Source organism: Corallococcus interemptor (assembly GCF_003668875.1).
Lineage (GTDB): Bacteria > Myxococcota > Myxococcia > Myxococcales > Myxococcaceae > Corallococcus > Corallococcus interemptor.
Map to the genome: position 1 here is coordinate 1 of NZ_RAWM01000112.1, position 21,625 is coordinate 21,625.

Genomic DNA, 21,625 nt, shown 5'->3' on the forward strand with positions numbered 1-21,625 from the left:
GGCCCTCGCGGCCCGTCAGTGCGCCATCACCACCGGCGCCTCCGCCGGAGACACCAGCGACTGACGCTCCCACGCGCGGCTGCGCCAGCGCAGCCACATGGCCAGGCCGCGCGTCCACTCGCCCGCGCCCACCGCCACGCCCACCCCGGTGGGGACGTCCGGCACGGCGGTGCAGACGAACGGCAACACGGTGGCGGACTACCAGGTGGGTCCTCCGCGGCGTCCGGACATCCACCACGACAACGGCTTCCTGCAGAACCCCAACGACCCCAACGACTCCACCCCCCTCCCCACGGAGAGCCCGGGCCTGGGTGACTACGCGGCGCTGGCCGAGTGGGAGGTGAAGCTGCGGGGTGCTCGCGCCCTCCAGGGCGTGCCGGGCGTGCCGCACAACGACATCCCGGACGGCCTGGACACGTACGACCACTTCCTGCACGGCAACGGGGCGGACCGGCACTTCGACTACGAGCGCTTCGTGCGCACGGACCCCGCCGGCCAGGCGGTGCTCACCAACTCCACGCGTGACACGCAGCAGGCGGCGGAGGCGACCTACAACCAGATGATCGCCCAGGACCCGTCGCTCGCTGGCAAGCCGGTGACGTTCCAGATCACCGGCTCCCAGATTGGCGTGGGCTCCAGCGAGCAGTTCCCCTACCCGGAGACGGAGAACTGGCAGAAGGCCATTGGCGGCCACTCCATCTGGAACAGCGCGACGGTGACGGTGTATCCGCCGGAGACGCCGGGCGGTAAGCCCCGCTTCGAGATGGACATGACGCTCCACGCGGAGGACCGCTACAACTTCAACCCCGGCCAGGCGGACATCAACACCGGCACGCCGGACGCGGCCAACGGCCGGTTCGAGCAGACGGGCCTGGGGCACCAGTACACCAACTACGGCACGCTCCAGCGGCACGTGACGTGGGACCAGGGGAGCCCGGAGAATGCGACGTCGCGTCCCATCGGTGGCCGTTAGGCGCACGTTGGCCACCACCCTGCTCGCGGGGTGTGTTTCGCTCGCGTGCGACAAGCCCTCAGGGGGGAGTGCATCCATGACGACACAGACGGCCGCTCCGGCGGCGAAGACGGGAACGGACCTGGAGACGCTGGAGAAGGCGGTGACGCTGCCGCGCCGGCCCCAGGCGGTGCAGTGGCGCCAGTCGCCTCGGGGCATCCAGGGAGGCCTGGGCCCCACGGACACGCAGCTCATCGCGGTGCTGGAGTACCCGGCCGCGGAGGCCCAGGCGCTGCAGGCCGCGCTGAAGCCCACGCGGCTGACGGTGAAGGTGGATGACGGCGGGTGGCTGCCGGAAGCCACCCGGGAGGCGCTGAAGGGCGCCACCGCCTACGACGCGGCGCCCTTCTTCAAGGGCTCGCTGCGCCAGGGCACCGTGTTCCAGCTGCCCCAGCCGGGCACCTTCGTGCTGGTGCTCTTCAGCAGCTAGGCCTGGACGGAAGACGCGCTACGGCGTGCCTTCGGGCCGGGAGCGCTTCTGGGGCGTGGCGCCGTGGTGGGAGCTGCGCTGCGGGCCGGTCCTGCCACCCGTGCCGCGGTCCGCGCCGTTGATGAGGGAGGCCACGAGCAGGAAGGCGTTGAGGCGCAGCTGCATGAAGTTGTGCTCCACCTTCGGCGCCGGCTGCATGCGCAGGGTGCGGTCCTCGCCCTGCCGGTGCTGGGGCCACTCCGGCGAGGCCGCGGGCGCTCCCGTGCGGGCGAACTGGAGCATCCAGCCGCTCACCTGGCGCGAGTACGCGCGGTCCTCGTCCGACAGCACGTCCTTCGTGGGCGGGCAGCGGGCCACCGTGTCCAGGAAGTACGGCACGTCCGAGCCGTGCGGCACGCCGTCGGGGAACTCCGGGCGCAGCTCCGTGGCGGTGTATTCGAAGTAGTAGCGCCACACGCTGGAGACCTTGAGGTGCAGGTCCGCCACCTGCCGGGGGATGAGCGTGAAGAGGATGTCCCGGCACGCCTGCCGCGCCAGCTCCTCCTCCGGCGCCACGCCCGGGTACAGCAGGCCGAGGGGGACGTTGTTCTCCCGGAGCGCCTGGAGGATCTCCATGGGGTCGCGGCCCATGGCCTCCATCACGCTCACGTCGTCACTGGTGCTGCCCAGGATGAGCGGCACGCGCGCCTGCTGCTGCGCCTTGAACGTGGACAGGATGGACTGGGGCATCACGGTATCGCCGCACACCGCCACCGGCGCCAGCGAGTGCTCCGGCGGCTGCGGCCAGAAGGACTCCGCGGGCAGCTGGCGCAGGCGCTCCGGCGTCGCGTCCGCGTCCGGCACGCCCATGCCGCGGATCAGCGCCTCGGCCTTGAGCCGGGCCTTCTCCAGCGGCATCTCGTCCAGGCCGTACACGCTCATGGCCACGCCCCGGTGGAACAGGGGCTTCGCGGCCTCCATGCAGAAGAGTGACAGCACGCTCTTGGCGCCCGCGGACTGGCCCATCAGGGTGACGTTGTGCGGGTCCCCGCCGAACTTCGCGATGTTGCGGTTCACCCACTGGAGCGCGGCGACCTGATCCAACAGGCCGAAGTTGGCCGCGCCGCCGCCGGGCTCGCGCAGGAGCGCCGGATGGGCCAGGAAGCCCAGGTGGCCCAGGCGGTAGTTGAGCGTGACGAGGATGGCGTCCCGGGACGCCATGGGGACGCCGTCGTACGGGGGCAGGCCGCTGGCGCCAATCACATACGCGCCGCCGTGGATCCACACGATGACGGGCAGCTTCGCCTGGGGCTCCATCCGGGGCGTCCAGACGTTGAGATAGAGGCAGTCCTCGCCCATGGGGAACGGATCCCCGCCGCCGCCGGAGATGCAGTCCTCGCGCGACTGGAGCGAGGACTTGCCGAAGGTGGCCGCCTGCCGGAGGTGCTTCCAGGGCACGACGGGGGCGGGCGGACGCCAGCGCAGCGCGCCCACGGGAGGCTGGGCGTAGGGGATGCCCTTGAAGGCATACATCCCTTCCTCGATGACGCCTTGGAGCTGTCCTTCGACGGTGCTGACGACGGGAGCGGACTGCTGGACCATTTTTGGAACCCCCCACGAAGCCCGGCCCTTCAGGGACGAGCGGGCAGCGGAGTAGAGGGTCGGCGGATGCCAGTCAATGCATTGGCGCTTGAAGACAACCACCCGTGCGACAACGGACGAGGTCTCCGACCCGGGAGCATCAGGGCAATGCCCTAACGGCTTCCCGTAATCCAACCCAGGAGAATGTCAGACTCAGCACATCCTGTTGGGACCCGAAGGCGATCTTGTAACATCTTGCATGTTGTCCGAGCGCCGACACCCCAGCCAGACGCCAATCCCTGATTCGCCAAGGCCTTCCGGCAGTTCCTGACAAGAGACAGCCCGTGTCAAAAACAGACAAAGTCCTCTTCCCGGTCCCGCCGGACGCGGGCCCCGTTGCGTCCGCGATACGCGGGGAAGCGCCGTGGCTCACGGACCGCGTGGCGGCCCGGGCCCTCGCGGCGCCTGAAAGCCTGGCATTGGCCGGGGACGACGAGCGGCTGACGTATGGCGAGCTGGAGGCACGCGCGGAGGCCCTGGCCGTCCAACTCCAGGCGCTGGGCGTGGAGCCGGAGCACCGGGTGGGCGTGTGCGCCCGGCGCGGCTCCGAGCTGCTGATCGCGCTCATGGGCACGCTCAAGGCAGGCGCCGTCTACGTCCCGCTGGAGGGCGCGTGGCCGGCGGAGCGGCTCTCGAACGTGCTGGAGGACGCGGGCATCCGGGTGCTCGTGCTCGACTCGCGGCAGGCATCCCTGCCGGGTCAGGGGGACCGGCGCACTGTCACCGTCGACCGTTCGGTGGCGCTGCCCGTGGGCGGCCAGGCCCGCGCGGCGGCGCGAGGGGTCCTCACGCCGGAGCGGCTTGCGTACATCATCTACACGTCCGGGACGACGGGACGCCCCAAGGGCGTGGCCGTCACCCACGGGGCGGTGCGGCACTTCGCGGAGGCGTTCCTGCGCGAGTTCGCGCTGACGTCCGAGGACCGCGTGTCGCTCCTCGCGTCTCCCGCGTTCGATGCCTCCGTGCTGGAGGTGTGGCCCGCGCTGTCGGCGGGCGCCAGCCTCCACGTCGCGGACGACGCCGTGCGGCTGGTGCCGGAGCGCCTCCAGCAGTGGCTGGTGCAGCGGGCCATCCACGTCTGCTTCCTCACCACCGCGCTGGGAGAACAGCTCGCCTCGCTGCCCTGGCCCGCCGCTCCGGCCCTGCGCGCGCTGCTCACCGGAGGCGAGGCCTTGCGCGTCCGCCCGCATGCCTCCGCGCCCTTCGCGTTCTTCAACTGCTACGGCCCCACGGAGACCACCGTCTTCGTGACGCGCGAGCGGGTCCTCCCGGAGGGCTCCACCCCGCCGTCCATCGGCAGGCCCCTGGAGGGCGTCCGCGTCCACCTGCTCGACGCGGCGCTGCGGCCGGTGGCGCCCGGAGCGCCGGGGGCGCTCTTCATCGGCGGGGCGACGCTGGCGCGCGGCTACTGGGGCGACCCGGCCCACACGGCGCGCCAGTTCCTGCCGGATCCCTTCAGCGGCGAGCCGGGCGCGCGGATGTACCGCACGGGCGACCTGGCCCGGCTGCGTGACGACGGCGCGCTGGAGTTCCTGGCGCGCGCGGATCACCAGGTGAAGCTGCGCGGGTTCCGCATCGAGCCGGAGGAGGTCGACGCCGCCCTGGCCCGGCTGCCGGAGGTGCGCGCGGCCGTGAGCGTGGTGCGCGAGGATCCGGACTCGGAGCGCCGGCTGGTCGCCTACGTCGTCGCCCGTGGAGCCGTCACGCCCGCGGCGCTGCGCCAGGGCCTGCGCGCGACGCTGCCCGAGCCGTGGATTCCCTCCGCGTTCGTGTTCCTGGAGTCCCTGCCGCTCACGGCCTCCGGCAAGGTGGACCGCGCCGCCCTCCCCGCCCCGGAAGCCGCGCCACGGCCTGCTTCCCCCGACGCCGGCCTCACGCCCACCGAAGCGCGGCTGCTCCCCGTGTGGCGGCGGGTGCTGCGGCTGGAGGCCATTGGCCGGGACGAGCACTTCCTGGACCTGGGCGGACACTCGCTGCTCGCCGCCCGGCTGGCAGCGGAGCTTCACCACCGGCTGGGCCGGGACGTGCCGCCGCGCGCCGTGCTGGAGGCAGGCACGCTCGCGGGACTGGCCCGCTGGCTGGACGCCGGGCCCGCGTCGCCGGTGCCCCCCGTCCTCCGAGCCCGGGACGCCGACGGCCCGCTGTCGTTCGCGCAGGAGCGGCTGTGGATCATCGACCAGCTCGTCGACGACGCCGCGCTCTACAACACGTCCGTGCGGCTGCACGTCGACGGGCCGCTCGACGTCGCCGTGCTGGAGCAGGCCCTCACCGAAGTGCTGCGCCGGCACGAGGTGCTGCGGACGGGCTTCGTCTCCCGCGACGGCCAGCCCCGGCTCCACGTCGTCGCCCCCGGGCCCTTCCCGTTGACGGTGGTGGACCTGGAGGGGGTCGCGGAGGCCGAGGCCGCCGCGCACACGCGGGAGCAGGCCCAGGCGCTCGCGCCCTTCGACCTGCGCCAGCCGCCACTCCTGCGGGGCCTGCTGCTGCGGTGGGACGCCCGCCGCGCCTGGCTGCTGCTGACCGCGCACCATGCGGTCTTCGACGGCGCCTCCGTGGACCTGCTGCTCCGTGAGCTGGAGGCGCTCTACCCCGCCTTCGCGCGGGGGCTCGCGTCGCCGCTCCCGGCCCTTCCCGTCCAGGCGCGCGACGTCGCCGCCTGGGAGCGCGGGCAGCTCCAGGGCGCCACGCGTGAGCGGTTGCTGGCGTACTGGACGGAGCACCTGGGCGGCGAGTTGCCGGTGCTGACGCTCCCCACGGACCACCCACGTCCGCCCGCCCAGACGTTCCGTGGCGCCACGCTGACCCGGGACGTGCCCCGGGGCCTGCTCGCGGACCTGGAGGCGCTGGGACGGCGCGCGCAGGCCACGCCATTCATGGCCCTGCTCGCGGCGTTCTGCGCGTGGCTGTCGCGCTACTCGGGCCAGCGGGACGTGGTGGTGGGCACGCCCTTCGAGTCCCGGACGCCCTCCGAGGCCCGGGGACTGATGGGCTTCTTCGTCAACACGCTCGCGCTGAGGGTGGACCTCCAGGGCACTCCGTCGTTCCGCGAGCTGCTCGCGCGCGTGCGCAAGGTGGCGCTCGACGGCTACGCCCACGGCGCGCTGCCCTTCAACGACGTCCTGGGGGCCTTTGGCGCGAGGCGCGAGCTGTCCCATGCGCCGCTGTTCCAGGTGATGCTGGTGGTGCAGGACCGCGTCGCGCCGGCCACGCTCCAGCCCGGCCTGACCGTCGCGTCCGGCGGCGAGGTGCACACCGACAAGGCCCGCTTCGACCTCACGCTCGTGGTCGACTTCCCTCCGGCGGGGCCCACCTTCTCGCTCGAGTACAACACCGGCCTGTTCGCGCCAGGGACCGCCGCCCGGATGCTGGAGCACTTCACGGCGCTGCTGGGCGCGGCCATCGCCAGGCCGGATGCCCCCTTCGACACGCTGCCGCTGCTCTCCCCGCCGGAGCGGCGGCGGATGTTGGAGTCCTGGAACGACACCGGCCAGGCGCCGCCCACGGGTTGCAGCCACACCCTCTTCGAGGCCCAGGCACGCCGTGAGCCCGGCAGGGTCGCCGTGCGGTCCGGTGGCGTGTCCTGGACCTATGGAGAGCTGGAGGCCCGCGCGAACCAGGTGGCCGCCCACCTGCGGAGCCTGGGCGTGGGGCCGGAGGTGCGCGTCGGGCTGCTGATGGAGCGCAGCCCGGAGCTGGTCTGCGCGGTGCTCGGCATCGCGAAGGCAGGCGGCGTCTACGTCCCGTTGGATCCCGCCCATCCCGACGACCGGCTCGCGTTCATGATGGCCGACTCGCGCATGCGAGTCGTCGTCTCCGGCTCCGGGCTGGGCGCTCGGGCCGATGCCCTCGCCTCCAGGGTCAGCCTTGCGCCCGCGGTGGTGGACGTGGTGCGCGACGCGCGGGTGCTGGCGCGGCAGCCGGCGACGCCCCACGACAGCGGCGTGGGACCGGAGCACCTCGCCTACGTCATCTACACCTCGGGCTCCACGGGGCGGCCCAAGGGCGTGGAGGTGGAGCACCGGGCCTTCTACAACCTGGTGCTCGCGAAGATTGACGGCTTCGGCATCTTCCCGGACAGCACCGTGCTGCAGTTCGTGTCGTTCGGTTTCGACGTGTCCGTGTCGGACGTGTTCATGACGCTCGCGATGGGCGCGGCCCTGCTGCTGCGTCCCGCGGACGTGGTGGGCGGCGCGGAGCTGGCCACGCTGCTGCGCGACGAGGCCGTCACCGTCATCGTCCTGCCCGCGTCGGTGCTGGCCACGCTGCCCGCCACGGAGCTGCCCGCGCTGAAGTCCGTCATCGCGGGCGGAGAGGCGTGCTCCGCCGGGCTCGTCGACCGCTGGGCGCCGGGCCGCCGCTTCATCAACGCGTATGGCCCCACGGAGACGACCATCTGCACCACGATGGCCCGCTGCCAGCCCGGCGGCGGCGCTCCGCCCATCGGCCGTCCCATTCCGCATGCCCGGGTGTACGTGCTCGACGCGCGGCTGGAGCCCGTGCCTCCCGGTGTCACGGGAGAGCTCTACATCGGGGGCGCGGGGCTCGCGCGCGGCTACCTGGGCCGGGCGGACCTCACCGCGGACCGCTTCATCCCCAACCCCTTCGCGCGCGTGCCCGGCGAACGGCTGTACCGCACGGGCGACCTCGCGCGCTTCCTGCCGGACGGCTCGCTGATGTTCGTGGTCCGCGTGGATGACCAGGTGAAGATCCGCGGCTTCCGCATCGAGCTGGGTGAGATTGAAGCCACCCTGCGCCAGCACCCCGGCGTGCACGAGGCCCTGGTGGCCGTGCACGAGCGGGGCCCGGGCGGCAAGCAGCTCATCGCCTACGTCCTGGGCACCCCCGGCACGCCCGTGACCCTGGACGGGCTCCCGCGCTTCCTGCGCGAGCGCCTGCCCGAGCACATGGTGCCCTCCGCCTTCATCGCCCTGGACGCGTTCCCCCGCACGCCGAACGGCAAGGTGGATCGCCGGGCGCTGCCCGTGCCCGCGCACGACGCCAGCGCGCGGACCTCGCCGCCCGTCGCACCCCGCACCCTCACCGAGGAACTCCTCGTGGAGCTCTGGTGCGAGGTGCTGCGCCTGCCCACCGTGGGCGTGGAGGACGACTTCTTCGCGCTGGGCGGCCAGTCCATCCTCGCCGCGCAGGTCATGGCCCGCGTGCGCGAGCGCTTCGAGGTGTCCCTCTCCGTGAGGGTGCTCTTCGAGTCCCCCGTCCTCGCCGCGCTCGCCGCGCGCATCGAAGAGGCCTTGATGGCCGACATCGACGCGCTCAGCGACGAAGAGGTCGCCCAGGCGCTGGCCTCCCGCGCGTCCTGAAGCACCGCTTCCTCCTCGCCACCCCCGAGAAGCCATCACGATGAGCGATCCCAACCCGACGTTGGATGCCCGCAGGGCCTTGCTGGAGAAGCGCCTGAAGAAGGCGCGGGCGAAGGAAGCCAGCGCGCCTGTCATTCCACGCCGTCCCCCGGACGAGGATCCGCCCATCTCCTCCGTGCAACGGCGGCTGTGGTTCCTGGGGCAGTGGGAGGCGGGCAGCGCCGCGTACAACATCCCGCTCGCGCTGCGCCTCACCGGAGCCCTCCACGCGGATGCGCTGGAGGCCGCGCTCCAGGAGGTCGCTCGCCGCCACGAAGTCCTCCGCACGACCTACGCGACCCGCGACGACGCCCCCGCGCTGGTGACGCATCCCGCGTCCCAGGTGGCGCTCACCCGGCACCCCGTGACACCGGAGCGCTCCGGCCGCGACCAGGTCCAGGCGGATGTCGAAGCCCGGGCGCGCCGTCCCTTCGCGCTGGAGCACGAGCTGCCGCTGCGCGCGGACCTGTGGCGCGTGGGCGACGCGGAGCACGTGCTGCTGCTCACGCTGCACCACATCGCCGCGGACGGCTGGTCCATGGGCGTGCTGCTCAAGGAGCTGGGCGCGCTCTACGCGGCGTTCGTCGCGGGACAGCCCTCGCCGCTGCCGGAGCCGGCCCTCCAGTACGCGGACTTCGCGCACTGGCAGAACGCGAGCATGTCCGGCGACGCCCTCGCGTCCCACCTGGCGGCCTACCAGGCCCGGCTCCAGGGTGCCCCCGCGCTGCTGGAGCTGCCCACGGACCGGCCGCGTCCCCCGGTGCGCACCTCGAACGGCGCCATCGAGCCCTTCGACCTCACGCCCGCGCTGTCCCAGGCGGTGCGGGCCCTGGCGCAGCGCGAGCGCGTCACCCCGTTCGTCGTCCTGCTCTCCGGCTTGAGCGCCCTGTATCACCGCTACACGGGCCAGGAGGACCTCGTCCTGGGCACGACCGTGGCCGGACGCGACGCCTCCGAGCTGGAGGGCCTGATGGGCTGCTTCGTCAACACGCTGGCCCTGCGGACGCGGCCCGTGGGCAGGGCGAGCGCGCGCGAGCTGCTCCAGCAGGTGCGCGAGGAGTTCCTCGCCGTCGCGGACCACCAGGCGCTCCCGTTCGAGAAGCTGGTGGAGGCGACGACGTCCGAGCGGAACCTGGCGCACGGCCCGCTGTTCCAGGTGCTGCTCTCCGTCAACAACATCCCCCGGAGCACGCCCGCGCTCGCGGACCTGGGCGTGGAGGAGCTGCCGCTGGACACGCGCACGTCCAAGTTCGACCTGAGCTGGTCCGTGGACGACGTGGACTCAAGCCTCACCGGCTCCGTGACGTACAACACCGGCCTCTTCGAGCGGGACACCGTCGTGCGCATGGTGGGCCACCTGCGCGAGTTGCTGAACGGCATGGCGGCGCGGCCGGAAGCGCCCCTGTCCACCCTGCCCCTGCTGCCTCCTGACGAGTTCGCCCGCGTCGTGCGCGACTGGAACGCGACGCGAACGGAGTACCCGCCCGCGCGGGACGTGGTGCAGCGCTTCGAGTCCCACGTGGACCGCACGCCGGATGCCCCGGCCGTGGCCTTCGAGGGCCGCCACTACACCTACCGCGAGCTGGACGCGCGCGCGTCGCGGCTGGCGCACCACCTGCGCGGCCTGGGCGCGGGGCCCGAGTCCCGCGTGGGCCTCTACCTGGAGCGCTCGCTGGACACGCTGGTGGGCGTGCTCGGCATCCTGAAGGCGGGCGCGGCCTACGTGCCCGTCGACCCGTCGTACCCGGCGGACCGCGTGCGCTTCATGCTGGAGGACGCGGGCGCCCGCATCGCCGTCACCGAGGCGCACCTCGCGGATCCGCTCCAGGGTTCGCCTTCGCTGGCTGCCGTCTGTCTGGACCGGGACGCGGACGTCCTCGCGCGCCAACCCTCCACGCGGCCGTCGCGGCTCCACGGGCTGGAGCACCTGATGTACGTGCTCTTCACCTCCGGCTCCACGGGCAAGCCCAAGGGCGTGGCCGTGGAGCACCGCACCTATGGCAACTACCTGGAGGGCATCCTGCGCCGGCTGGACGCGCCGCCCGCCAGCCACTTCGCCATCGTCTCCACCTTCGCGGCGGACCTGGGCACGACCATGGTCTGGGGCGCGCTCACGACGGGCGGCTGCCTGCACGTCCTGTCGCATGACCGCGCGGCGGATCCCTCGGCCTTCGCGGACTACCTGAAGCACCACCCCATCGACGTGCTGAAGCTGGTCCCCAGCCACTTCGAGACGCTGCGCTCGCTGCGCGCGCTCCCGGACCTGCTGCCGCGCGCGAGGCTCGTCTTCGCGGGCGAGGCGTGCCCGTGGGAGCTGGTCGCCGCCATCCGGCAGGCCGCGCCGGAGCTGATCATCCAGAACCACTACGGCCCCACGGAGACGTCCGTGGCCACGCTGACCTACGTGCCGCCGCCCTCACCGCCCGAGCCCCGGGGCCCGTCGCTGCCGCTGGGCAGGCCGCTGGGCAACACGCGCGTGTACGTGCTGGACGCGAGGGGACAGCCCGTCCCCGCCGGCGTCCCGGGCGAGCTGTACGTCGGCGGCGCGGGCGTCACGCGAGGCTACCTGGGACGCCCGGCCCTCACCGCCGAGCGCTTCCTCCCGGACCCCTTCGGCGACACGCCAGGAGGCCGCCTGTACCGCACGGGAGATCTGGCGCGCCTGGGGCCTGACGGCACGGTGACGTTCCTGGGCCGCATCGACCACCAGGTGAAGATCCGTGGCTACCGCATCGAGACAGGCGAAATCGAAGCGCTCATCCAGGCCCACGCGGGCGTCCGGGACGCGGTGGTGCTGCTGCGCGAGGACACCCCCGGAGACAAGCGGCTGGTGGCGTATCTGGTGCTCGCCGGAGCCGGGGCGTCCGCGCCGGACGCGGTCCTCACGGCCGTACGCACGGGCCTGCGGGCCGCGCTGCCGGACTACATGGTGCCTGGCGCCTTCGTGGTCATCCCCACGCTGCCCCTCAACCCCAACGGCAAGCTGGACCGCTTCGCCCTGCCCGCGCCGGGCGTGGAGCGCACGCCGTCCGCCGGGCCCCACGTGGCGCCGCGCGACGAACTGGAGGCCCACATCGCTGGCGTCTGGGCCGGCGTGCTCGGCGTGAGCGAGGTGGGCATCGACGACAACTTCTTCGAGCTGGGCGGTGAGTCCTTCAAGGCGGTGCGCGCGGTGCGCGGCATGGGCCGCGACGTGAGCGTGATGGACCTGTTCCGCTTCCCCACCGTGCGCAGGCTGGCGGAGCACCTGTCGCGAGGCACCGCGCGGACGCAGGGGCTGCTCCACCGGCTGACGAAGGCAGACGCGAAGCCAGACGGCGTCACCTGGGTCTGCGTGCCCTTCGGCGGCGGCAGCGCCATCTCCTATCTCAACCTCGCGGAGCGGATGGCCGCGAAGGACGCGCTCCATGCCGTGGAGCTGCCCGGGCACGACTACGCCCGCCGGGATGACGCGCTCCAGCCCTTCGACGCCGTCGCGCGCCAGGTGGCGGAGGAGGTCCTCCAGCGCGTGACGGGCCCCATCCTGCTGTACGGCCACTGCCTGGGCGCGGCGATGGCCGTGGCGGTGGCGAGGCACCTGGAGGAAGCCGGGGCCCCGCTGCTGGGCATCATGGTGGGCGGCTCGTTCCCGATGCCGCGGCTGCCGGGCGCGCTGTTCGACATCATCAGCAAGGTGCTGCCCACGGACGGCCTCGTGTCCACGCGCTCCATCGTGGACGGCCTGCTGGTGACGGGCGGCGCCTCGGGCGGCGAGGACCCCGCGGAGCTGGAGTTCCTGGCGCGCAACATGCGCCACGACGGCCGCGAGGCGGAGGACTTCTACACGCGCGCCTACCGGGGCGAGACGGGCCCGCCCCTGCGCACCCCGCTGGTCTGCGTGGTGGGCGAGCGCGACCGCGCGACGGAGTTCCACCAGGAGGAGTTCCTGGAGTGGGGCCGCTTCAGCCGGTCCATCTCGCTGGAGGTCATCCCCCACGCGGGCCACTTCTTCCAGAAGCACCAGGCGGCGGAGCTGGCCACGCTGGGCCAGCGGCAGGCCGCGCGCTGGAGGCAGGGCCCCACGGGCGCCGCCGTCGAGCCCGCGTCTGGACCCGAGGCCCCCGCCACCGGGCGGACGGCCGCGCCCGGCCTGGGCACGTTCCTCACGGTGACGGTGGGACAGCTCGTGTCCATGGTGGGCACGGGCCTGTCCACGTTCGCGCTGGGCGTCTGGGCCTACCAGCACACGGGCGCGGTGTCCGGCTTCGCGCTGATGTCCACGCTGGGCCTCTTGCCCGGCATCCTCGCGCTGCCCATCGCGGGGGCGCTCGCGGACCGGTGGGACCGGCGGAGGATCATGATCGCCTGCGACGCGCTGACGCTGGCCACGGCCGCCGTCGCCGCCGCGCTGTCGTGGTCCGGAGCGCTCCAGATGTGGCACCTGTATGCGCTGGCCGTGGTGAGCGCGGTGACGAGCGCCTTCCGGCAGCCCGCGTACACGGCGGCCGTGGCCCAGCTCGCGCCCAAGCGCTACCTGGGCCACGCGAACGGCTTCGCGCAGCTGGGCGGCGCCACGGGCGTGATGCTGTCGCAGATGCTGGGCGGCGCGCTGATGCTGGCGCTGGGGCTGCACCGCATCCTGCTGCTGGACGTGGCCACCTACGCCGTCGCGCTGGTGACGCTGCTGGCGGTGCGCTTCCCCTCGGCCCTCTTCCGCAAGCAGGAGGAGCCCTTCCTCCAGGAGGTGACGCAGGGCTGGCGCTACCTCCAGAAGCGCCGGGGCCTGCTGGCGCTGGCGGTGTTCTTCGCGCTGGGCAACTGCCTGGCCAGCGTCGCCAACGTGCTGGTGACCCCGCTGGTGCTGTCCTTCTCCTCGGCGGCGCGGCTGGGCTCGGTGATGGCCATGAACGGCGCGGGCATGCTCCTGGGCAGCCTGGTGATGAGCCTCTGGGGCGGGACCCGGCGGCGCATGGACGGCATGATTGGCTTCATCGCGCTGTTCGGTGTCTCCGCGGTGGGCATGGGCCTCAGGCCCGCGCTCGGCTTCCCCATGGTGGGCATGCTGGGCATCGGCGTGTGCACGGCCTTCATCAACGCGCACTGGCTGTCATTGGTGCAGGTGAAGGTCGGGCTGGAGCTGCAGGGCCGCGTGCTGGCGGCGAACCAGATGCTGGCGCGCTCGCTGATGCCGCTGGGCGCGTTCGCCGCGGGCCGGCTGGTGGATGGCGTCTTCACGCCGCTGCTCGCGGAGGAGCGCGTGGCGTCCGCGCTCGCGCCGCTGCTGGGGGAAGGTCCGGGACGCGGCATCGCGCTGCTGGTGGTGCTCACCGGCGTGCTGTCGCTGCTGCTGACGGTCCTGGGCTTCCTCTACGCGCCCCTGCGCCGCGTGGAGGACGCGCTGCCGGACGCCATTCCCGACCCCGTCATCCTGGACAAGGACGCCCTGCAACAACAGGCCGACCGCCAGCTGTCGAAGGCCGCCTAGGCACCGCCCCCTTCGAGGACCCCGCCATGCGCGTTCACCCCGACGACCCCTCCTGCTGGCTGTTCGACCTGTCCGACCTCTCCGGCGACGCGGACGCCCCGCCCGGCGCGGACCTGCACGTGGCCCGGCAGGCGGTGCACTGGGCCCGCTCGTACCTCTCCGCGCCGCACCCGGAGCTGGGACGGCCGGGCCTGGTGTGTCCCTTCGTGCCCCGCTCCCTGGACCTGTCGCTGTTCTTCCCCACCGTCCGCCGCGGCATGGAGTTCACGCCCGGCGACATCGAGGCGGCGGTGCTCCGCTACCGTGACTGGTTCCTCCAGCTGGAGCCGCGCGAGGGGCGGGATGCGCAGTACAAGTCCATCCTCCTCCTCTTCCCGGACCTGCGGCCGGAGGACTATGCGCGCCTCATCGACGGCCCGCAGGAGCGGCTCAAGCCCGCCTTCGTGGCGGAAGGGTTGATGGTGGGCCAGTTCCACGGCGCGCCGCCCGCGAACCCCGGCCTGTGGAACCCGGACTTCCGGCCGCTGAAGAGCCCCATGCCCATGCTCGTCATCCGCCACATGGTGCCCAGCGACCTGCCCTTCCTCACCGGCGCGCGCCCACTGGTGGAGTCCTATGTGGCCCGCTTCAACGGGAGGCTGTCGGCGAAGCAGCAGGAGCTGATCGCCCGGCTGCACCCGGGCATCCCGACGTCGAGACAGAGGTGACGACGGGAGCGGACGCGCCCCCCGGCCCGGGGGCCTCAGGGCAGCTTCGCCGCGGCCAGGACGAGCAGCAGCGTGGCCTCCTCGTAGTCCACGCCCTTCACCACGGAGAACACCGCGCCCGCCACCAGCAGCACCTGCGTCAGCACCCAGGCCGCGTCCAGACGCCGTTGCAGGCCCCGCGCTCACGTCCTCGCCGCGGAAATGTGACAACTCGCGGTGCAGCACGTACGCGGCCACGCCCAGCAGAAGCAGTGGCAGCGCCGCGGTGAGGACGCTCTGGACCTTCGACATGCCGGCTCTCCCCTGGACGGGAGGACTGAGCATCCGGCGCGCCCTGCCGCGCGAAGAGAGAGAGCACGGTCACCGGCCCGAAACGCCCCACCCTCACGGGAGGGCCGTCCCGGCCTGACTGTCATTGCGTGCCTGGCCCGGACGGCCCCTGTGCCGAACGCACGCCTGAGACCGGGGTCCAAGGAGGCCCGGTTCTTCACTCCGCGCATTGTCCTGGGCGGCGCCATGCCGGGCCCTCGCTGGCCCGGCTCCCTTCAGGCCGCGCGCGACTCGCGGATCCACGGCCCGGCGCGCCCAGAGGAACAACGGACCTCCAGGGTAGTGCCCGGAGACAGAACCGGCTTCACGGCGAGCCTGAGAACAATTCCATGTTTTACGATTCTGTCCGGGCATGCTCACGCACGACGTGGACCGTGCGTGAAACGCGAAGGCCGGAGGCACGGCGGGCGAGGCATCAGGGACCCATTTTACTTTGACCCCCCTGGCGCTGGAGCATGTGTCCTGAATGTGTCGCTCCCGTGTCTTCGCACTCGATTTCATGACCCAGCTCTCTGACTTCCGCGGCCCCCGGAAGCCCCTCGCCCCGCGGCTCGCGGCGGTGGGAACCCTGCTGCTGATGCTCCTCGCGTTCGCGCCCGCCGCGCACGCGGAGGCAGTCCGGCCGACGACGAAGCACGCACTCGATGGATGGCGCTTCCGCTGGGGCGACTCGCCGCTGGGGCCTGACGGCGTGCCCACGTGGGCGACGGAGCCGGAGGACGCGGCCGGCTGGCAGCCCGTGGACGCGCTCAAGGAGCCGCCGGGCCGCACGACGGAAGACTTCCTCTGGCTGCGCATCCCCGTGCCCCAGGGCCCGTGGCTGGAGCCCGCCCTCTTCCTGGGCAACGTCACCAACGTCTTCGAGGCCTACGCCGGAGGCCAGCGCATCTACGGCACCGGGACGCTGGCGCCCGGTGGCAACGAGTCGATGGAGAACCTGGCCTGGCACCTGGTGCCCGTGCCGCCCTCGGCCCTGGGCCACTCCGTGCTCCTGCGCATCCAGGCCCACGGCCCCATTGGCGTCACCCGCGACGCGAAGGTGGGCTCCCGCCATGAGCTGCTCGCGGAGCTGACGCGCGCGGGCCTGGCGCCCTTCGTCATGGGCACGCTCCTGGTCGGCATTGGCGTGGTGGCGCTGGGCGCCGCCCTCCTGCGCCGCCAGTGGCGGATGCTCGCCGCGCTGACGGTGTTCTCGGCGGGCTCGGGCGCGCTGCTGCTCGGCTCCAGCGGCTTCTTCACGGCGCTCTGGAACCAGCCGGTGATCGGCAGCGTGCTCACGCTGGTCGGCTCGTACGCCATCGTCCCCAGCCTGGCGTTGTTCGTCTCCGACACCATTGGCACGGAGCGGCTGCGCTGGTTCCGCTGGGGCGCCATCTTCGTCTCCGGCCTGGCGCTCCTCCAGTCGGTGATCGCGGTCGCGGACCTGAGCACCGCGTGGCGGCTCCTGCCCGCCTTCGCCCTCTACTCGCTGCCCGGCCTGCTGGTCTGCGTGGGCGTCGCCGTGGTCCAGGCGTGGAAGGGGGACAAGGACGCGCGCATCTTCGTCGCGGGCCTGGGCGGGCTCACCTTCGTGTCCGTGCTCGCCACGCTGCCGGTCGTGGGGATGATGGAGACCGCCGACAGCCAGATGCACTGGGGCTTCTTCGCGGTCGCCGTGTCGCTGGTGGCCATCGTGGCGCGCCGCTCCGCGGAGGTGGTGCGCGCGCTGGCGGAGTACACGCACCAGCTGGACGCGCGCCGCAAGGACGTGCGCCTCCTGGCGGAAGGCATGGGCCGGGGCGCGGACGAGCTCGCCGCCGTCGTGCAGCAGCTGCACACCTCCAGCGAGGAGCAGACGGTGGGCATCAGCCGCCAGGCCGCCGCGCTGCGCGAGCTGGAGGCGACGGTGGAGGAGATCCGCCAGGGCTCGCACCTGACGGCGGACAAGGCGCGCGTGCTGGCGGCGTCCGCGGAGAGCGCGGAGGCGGTGGGCCGCGAGGGTGGCGCCGCGCTGGAGCGCACGCTGACGGACCTGGCCGCCATCCGCGCGGAGGTGTCCGGGATGGCCTCGCGCATCCTCGCGCTGGACGAGCGCACCCGCGAGGTGTCCAGCATCGTCGACGACGTGAAGACGCTGGCGGACCAGTCCAACATGCTGGCCATCAACGCGGCCATCGAGGCGGTGCGCAACGGCGACAGCGGCAAGGGCTTTGGCGTGGTGGCCAAGGAGATGCGCCGGCTGGCGGACCAGTCCATCCGCGCCACCGAGCGCATCCGCGACGTGCTCGACGGCGTGAGCATGAGCATGCGCGAGGCCGCGCAGATGAGCGAGCAGGGCGAGGGGCGCGTGCAGGTGAGCCTGGACGCGGTCCGCAACTCCGGCGCGCAGCTGCAGAAGCTGGCGGCCATCATCGGAGACACGTCCGGCAGCGTCCGGCAGATCACCCAGGCCGTGGCCCAGCAGGACTCGGGCACGCATCAGATTGCCCAGGCCATCCAGGAGCTGTCCGGCCAGATGCAGCGCACGCTCCAGGCGGTGGAGGAGACGCGCACCGTCACCCAGTCCGTGCAGACGCTGGCGGAGGTCATGTCGAGCGCGGCGGGCAAGGCGCTGCGCTCCGGCACCCTGGACGACCAGCAGAAGCCCGCGGTCGCGTGAAGCCCGGGCCCCGGCCCGGCTACACTCCAGGGGCCATGGTGCCCCTGACCGACCATTCCGGGCTGTCCCCCGAGCGGCGCGCCGCGCTGGAGCGGCAGCTCTCGCCGCTCACCCTGCTGCAGGACGTGGTGCGCTGGGGCTTCGCCAGCACGCCGCCGCGCGACGTGGCGGCGGTGGTGGTCCAGGACGAGTACACCCACGACGTGGTGCTGCCCTGGGAGGGGACGCGCTACCTCGTCTTCGACACCACGTGACTGGGCGGAGTCTCCTCGGTCTCCGTGTGGGACCACTGCCCTACCGCGGATGAGTTGCTGGACGCGCGGCTGCGCGCCGGCTGGACGCCCACGCCGACGAGCACCGTGGACGGGGACGTCATCCTGGGCCGCGCCGCGTGCCGGCTGCCGTCCGGAACCGCGCGCTGACGTCCGGGCGACACTCGACCACCGGCATGCGTCGACCCAATGACGTCCGGAGCACGGACGCGCGCGGACGCTGACGAAGCCGTGACGTGCCGGAAGTACGAGCACCGGCATGGAAGAGAGTGTGAAGCCCCGGTTGCGCGGCCTGTCCCACGTCATCGCGTTCGTGGCGGCGCTGGTGGGCTGTGTGCGGCTGGCTCAGCTGCCGGTGCAGGGCATGCAGTACGCGGCGAACCTGGTGTTTGGCGGCAGCCTGGTGCTGATGTTCGGCGTGAGCGGGGGCTATCACTGGCCCACCTGGAGTCAGGCGACGTACCAGCGGATCCGCCGGTTCGACCACGCGGCCATCTTCATCCTCATCGCGGGGAGCTTCACGCCGCTGGCGACGTTGGACCCCATGGGAGGCCTGAGTCAGCGGCTGCTCTGGGTGATGTGGGGCGCGGCGTTGACGGGCGCCACGCTGACCCTCGCGGGCATCTCCGCGTCGCGAGGGCTGCGCTCGGGGCTCTACGTGGCGCTGGGCTGCGTGGCGGCCCCGGTGTTCTGGAACCTGCCCGGAGTGATGGGCCAGGACCGCGTGGGCTGGCTCTTCTTCGGGGCGGTGCTCTACGCGGTGGGCGCGGTGGTGTACGCGCGCCGCTGGCCGGACCCCATCCCGCACGTCTTCGGCTACCACGAGGTGTTCCACGTCATGGTCGTCGCCGCGGCCGGCACGCACTACGCTGTGCTGCTGGACTTCGTGGGGCGTTAGGGATTGCCGCGTCCGTAGAGCTTTGCCAGGTGCGTGATCGCGCTCGGGAAGGAGGGACGTCTGTTAGGGTCAACGCATGAGGTTTCGTCCCTTGCCACGACTCTCCGGGCTCTTGTTGGCGCTCTTGTCTTTTGCGACGGGGGCAGCAGCGGAGGACGATGCCCTGCCCCGGCTACGGATGCGCAATGTCGCGCTGACCGCGAAGGCTGAGGGCGTGCGCATCTCCACCCGCGTTCCTACAACGCTCACTTTCGACACGCCGATCAACGCCCAGGCAATGAACCTGGTTGAGAAAGCGTCTGTTGAAATCCTCGCTGTGGGAGAACGTTCCGTCACGGTCCGGGCGCTGGAAGAGTTGAGCGACGCGGTGACGTTGCGAGTGCCGCTCCTCAACGAATCCATCCTGATGGCACCCGTCTTCAAGCTCACCACGGCAGAGGATGAGGTGGACGCCCAAGTCCTGGTGTTCCGCGACACCCGCGCGCCGGAGTTGATGCAGGCCCGATTGGCCGAATTGGAGGCCCGCAGCTCCGCATGTGAGGCAGCACTCACCGCGCAGCGCGAGCGCGGCACGGTCACGGGCCCGTCCGGTTGGATTCTCTCGGGGCAGGTGGATGCGAACACCGGCGTCAGGGTCAAGAACCTCCGCCAACCGCCGCTCACTGCCACCACTGCGATGCAGGTCGCGTCCGTTCACCGATTCAAGTCGGGTGCGTGGGTGGTGCTCGCCGTGAAGCTGTCGAACCACTCCAATGCCCCCTGGAAGCCAGGCAAGGCATGGCTGGTGAATCCCTCCTCCGGCCGCCGCGTGGAAGCCCGCACGGTGGCCATGATGCCGGACGTGATGCCGCCCGACGGCACGGGCCAGGTGGCGGTGGAGTTCGATTGGAAGACGGGGGAATCCGGGCTGGACGGAGAAACCCTCCGGTTGGTGATACAGGAGGCGGCGGACAGCGCCCGGCCCATGGTCATTCCGGGCGTGGTGCTTGAGGAAGGGACTCCAGCGGAGGAGAAGAGCGGACCATGACGACGGCGGAAGTCTTCAGCTACCTCAAGCCCGGCTCCCGCCTGGGGGCCTACCGCGTCCGCGAGTGGAAGGGTGGGGGCGCCTATGGCGACGTCTACCGGGGCGTGAAGAACGGCAAGCCCGTGGCCCTCAAGCTCTCCAAGCACCGGCAGCACAGCGCGGACCCAGGCAAGACGGATGAACGCCTGCTGCGCGAGTTGGTGTGCCTCGTCCATGTGGACCACCCCCATATCGCCAAGGTGCAGGGCTGGGCGCGCACGCCGCAGGGACGCGGGTATCTGGTGTTGGAATACGTGGACGGATGGACGCTGGCGCACTGGCTTCAGAACGCGCGGCCCACCTTCCAGCAGGTGGTGCGCCTCTTCGCGAAGCTGGCCCATGCCTTGGAGCACATGCACGGCCGGAGGGTGCGTCACCGGGACCTCTCGCTCTCCAACGTCATGGTGCGCAAGGTGGACGGCGAGCCCGTCCTCATCGACCTGGGCGCGGGGGAATACTCGGGAGCGCAGGAGTTGACCGACGCGCCCCTGCCTCCGGGCACCAACCGCTACCGCTCTCCGGAAGCGGCGCGCTTTTTCAAGGAGAACCAGAACAACCCCGACGCGCGTTACGCCTTCCCGCCCGAGGATGACTTCTACTCGCTGGCGGTGTGCCTCTTTGACGCGCTGACCGACGCGGAGCCCGCACGCGGCGGGAGAGAGGCGCGCAAGGCGCCCCGCATCGACGTGAACAGCCCCTTGTGGGCGCCTCCGTCCGCACGCACCGCCAACCCTCGCGTGCCCGAGGCGTTGAGCGAGTGGGTGGAAAAGTGGATGGCGCGCGACCTTGAGAAGCGGCGTCCCTCCCTGGCCTCCATGCGGGAGGCGCTGGAAGCACTGAGCGCGCAGCAGAGCCCGGAGTGGCAGTCCCCCGTGCACCCACCGCCGGATGCGGGGGCCTTGGCCTCGGCCCCCCAGGGCCGCCACCCGAGCAAGCCATGGCGGCGCATGCTGGCGTGGACAGTGGCCGCTGTCGTGCTCGGCGCCTTCGCTCTCGCAATGCTGCGCGGAGCCTCCGGTGAAGCGCCTCCCGGCCCGGTCATGCCGGAATTCGCCGGCAGCCAGCGTGCGCAGCCCCCCTCCCCGTCCGCGCCACCCGTCAGTGCAGTACCGTCCCCGTCCGAGGTGCCCCCCGCCGTGAAGGAAAGTTCCTCTGTGTCTGCCCCCACGAATTCGTCCTCGACCTTGCCCGCCGCGAAGCCGACCCCGAAGTCCGCGCCCGCCTTGGGCCGAGGACTCCTCAGGAAGTGTGCGGAGGCGGGGGCGTTGGCCGCCGCGTTGTTGGGCTGTCCCGCCCAGCAGGTACAACCCACGCAGGAGCGATGCCCCACCGCGGCAGTGGAGGACATGCGGAGGGTTCGCCTCGCCAGGTACAGTCCAGCGGTCTCCATCATCGTTGACGTGAAGCAGCCTCTCATCGGCTCGCCCGACGAATGCAAAGCCGCGAGTCGAGTTTGGAGCAATGAGTGGGGGTGCATGACCCTGCTGGGAGACGGGAAGCTCGAATCGGTCACGACCGAGACGCTCGGCGGATTTCTCGAGGGAACGCGGCTTTTCGGCCGGGTGTGGACGGAAGGGCCGATAGTGGTGGGCCGCTACACCCGGGCCCGTATGCCCAATGGAGAGGAGCTCGATGTCTGCTTGTCACTCTCGCTCGAAGGCGACGGCTTGCCCAAGCTGCCCGGTTCCAAGCCCGGCGCCGCGCTCGTGCAGGCAAACGACGGTGCGACCTTCCAGTGGGACTGAGGACGAGACGTAAAGGCGCATTACAGAAACGCACCTGAAAACCACCTCCAATGACCTCAGCCACGGTGTTGCAAGAACACCCGTTC

At 71.9% G+C, this 21,625-nt stretch carries 13 protein-coding genes; 11 read left to right on the forward strand and 2 right to left on the reverse strand.

Going from position 1 to position 21,625, the window contains the following annotated elements:
* Nucleotides 1-15 precede the first annotated feature (15 nt).
* Nucleotides 16-189, reverse strand: coding sequence for a hypothetical protein (locus tag D7X96_RS40105; protein ID WP_167510895.1), 174 nt, complete (start codon nucleotides 187-189; stop codon nucleotides 16-18).
* Here D7X96_RS40105 and D7X96_RS29650 point away from each other — a divergent pair.
* The gene (locus D7X96_RS29650; RefSeq protein ID WP_208647402.1) at nucleotides 170-973 is read left to right on the forward strand and encodes a hypothetical protein; all 804 of its coding nucleotides are present in this window, start codon (nucleotides 170-172) and stop codon (nucleotides 971-973) included. The two genes, D7X96_RS40105 and D7X96_RS29650, sit on opposite strands and share 20 nt — an antisense overlap.
* Before the next feature lie 76 nt (nucleotides 974-1,049).
* Complete coding sequence (locus tag D7X96_RS29655) at nucleotides 1,050-1,442, forward strand: hypothetical protein (protein ID WP_120553121.1); 393 nt, start codon at nucleotides 1,050-1,052, stop codon at nucleotides 1,440-1,442.
* Nucleotides 1,443-1,460: 18 nt separating this feature from the next.
* Here the strand turns inward: D7X96_RS29655 and D7X96_RS29660 are convergent, their stop codons facing one another.
* The gene (locus D7X96_RS29660) at nucleotides 1,461-3,023 is read right to left on the reverse strand and encodes a carboxylesterase/lipase family protein (protein WP_121771290.1); all 1,563 of its coding nucleotides are present in this window, start codon (nucleotides 3,021-3,023) and stop codon (nucleotides 1,461-1,463) included.
* A 323-nt stretch (nucleotides 3,024-3,346) separates the two neighbouring features.
* Between D7X96_RS29660 and D7X96_RS29665 the strand changes: the two genes are divergently transcribed.
* The 9 genes from D7X96_RS29665 (at nucleotide 3,347) to D7X96_RS29700 (ending at nucleotide 21,539) form a co-directional block, all read left to right on the forward strand.
* A complete protein-coding gene (locus tag D7X96_RS29665) occupies nucleotides 3,347-8,380 on the forward strand; it encodes a non-ribosomal peptide synthetase (RefSeq protein WP_121771291.1) in 5,034 nt (1,677 codons plus the stop codon).
* A 40-nt stretch (nucleotides 8,381-8,420) separates the two neighbouring features.
* Complete coding sequence (locus D7X96_RS29670; RefSeq protein WP_121771292.1) at nucleotides 8,421-13,883, forward strand: non-ribosomal peptide synthetase/MFS transporter; 5,463 nt, start codon at nucleotides 8,421-8,423, stop codon at nucleotides 13,881-13,883.
* 26 nt (nucleotides 13,884-13,909) lie between these two features.
* On the forward strand, nucleotides 13,910-14,590 hold the full coding sequence (locus D7X96_RS29675; protein ID WP_121771293.1) for a DUF6875 domain-containing protein: 681 nt from the start codon (nucleotides 13,910-13,912) through the stop codon (nucleotides 14,588-14,590).
* Nucleotides 14,591-15,419: 829 nt separating this feature from the next.
* Nucleotides 15,420-17,558, forward strand: a complete 2,139-nt coding sequence (locus D7X96_RS29680) for a methyl-accepting chemotaxis protein (protein WP_244219775.1) — start codon at nucleotides 15,420-15,422, stop codon at nucleotides 17,556-17,558.
* 35 nt (nucleotides 17,559-17,593) lie between these two features.
* Nucleotides 17,594-17,812 carry a hypothetical protein gene (locus D7X96_RS29685; protein WP_121771294.1) on the forward strand — a complete coding sequence of 73 codons (219 nt, stop codon included), beginning with the start codon at nucleotides 17,594-17,596 and terminating at the stop codon, nucleotides 17,810-17,812.
* 24 nt (nucleotides 17,813-17,836) lie between these two features.
* Nucleotides 17,837-17,980, forward strand: a complete 144-nt coding sequence (locus tag D7X96_RS40110; RefSeq protein ID WP_158626649.1) for a hypothetical protein — start codon at nucleotides 17,837-17,839, stop codon at nucleotides 17,978-17,980.
* A gap of 109 nt (nucleotides 17,981-18,089) precedes the next feature.
* On the forward strand, nucleotides 18,090-18,728 hold the full coding sequence (gene trhA / locus D7X96_RS29690) for a PAQR family membrane homeostasis protein TrhA (RefSeq protein WP_121771295.1): 639 nt from the start codon (nucleotides 18,090-18,092) through the stop codon (nucleotides 18,726-18,728).
* Between the two features lie 91 nt (nucleotides 18,729-18,819).
* Entirely contained in the window at nucleotides 18,820-19,755 is a 936-nt protein-coding gene (locus D7X96_RS29695; RefSeq protein ID WP_158616278.1) for a DUF2381 family protein, read from the forward strand.
* On the forward strand, nucleotides 19,752-21,539 hold the full coding sequence (locus D7X96_RS29700) for a serine/threonine protein kinase (RefSeq protein WP_120551385.1): 1,788 nt from the start codon (nucleotides 19,752-19,754) through the stop codon (nucleotides 21,537-21,539). Before D7X96_RS29695 ends, D7X96_RS29700 begins: the two co-directional genes overlap by 4 nt.
* Nucleotides 21,540-21,625 lie beyond the last annotated feature (86 nt).

Coding starts and splice junctions, on each gene's coding strand:
- D7X96_RS29655 (WP_120553121.1), top strand. CDS start 1,050: ATGACGACACAGACGGCCGCTCCGGCGGCGAAGACGGGAACGGACCTG.
- D7X96_RS29660 (WP_121771290.1), bottom strand. CDS start 3,023: ATGGTCCAGCAGTCCGCTCCCGTCGTCAGCACCGTCGAAGGACAGCTC.
- D7X96_RS29670 (WP_121771292.1), top strand. CDS start 8,421: ATGAGCGATCCCAACCCGACGTTGGATGCCCGCAGGGCCTTGCTGGAG.
- D7X96_RS29675 (WP_121771293.1), top strand. CDS start 13,910: ATGCGCGTTCACCCCGACGACCCCTCCTGCTGGCTGTTCGACCTGTCC.
- D7X96_RS29680 (WP_244219775.1), top strand. CDS start 15,420: ATGACCCAGCTCTCTGACTTCCGCGGCCCCCGGAAGCCCCTCGCCCCG.
- D7X96_RS29685 (WP_121771294.1), top strand. CDS start 17,594: ATGGTGCCCCTGACCGACCATTCCGGGCTGTCCCCCGAGCGGCGCGCC.
- trhA (WP_121771295.1), top strand. CDS start 18,090: ATGGAAGAGAGTGTGAAGCCCCGGTTGCGCGGCCTGTCCCACGTCATC.
- D7X96_RS29700 (WP_120551385.1), top strand. CDS start 19,752: ATGACGACGGCGGAAGTCTTCAGCTACCTCAAGCCCGGCTCCCGCCTG.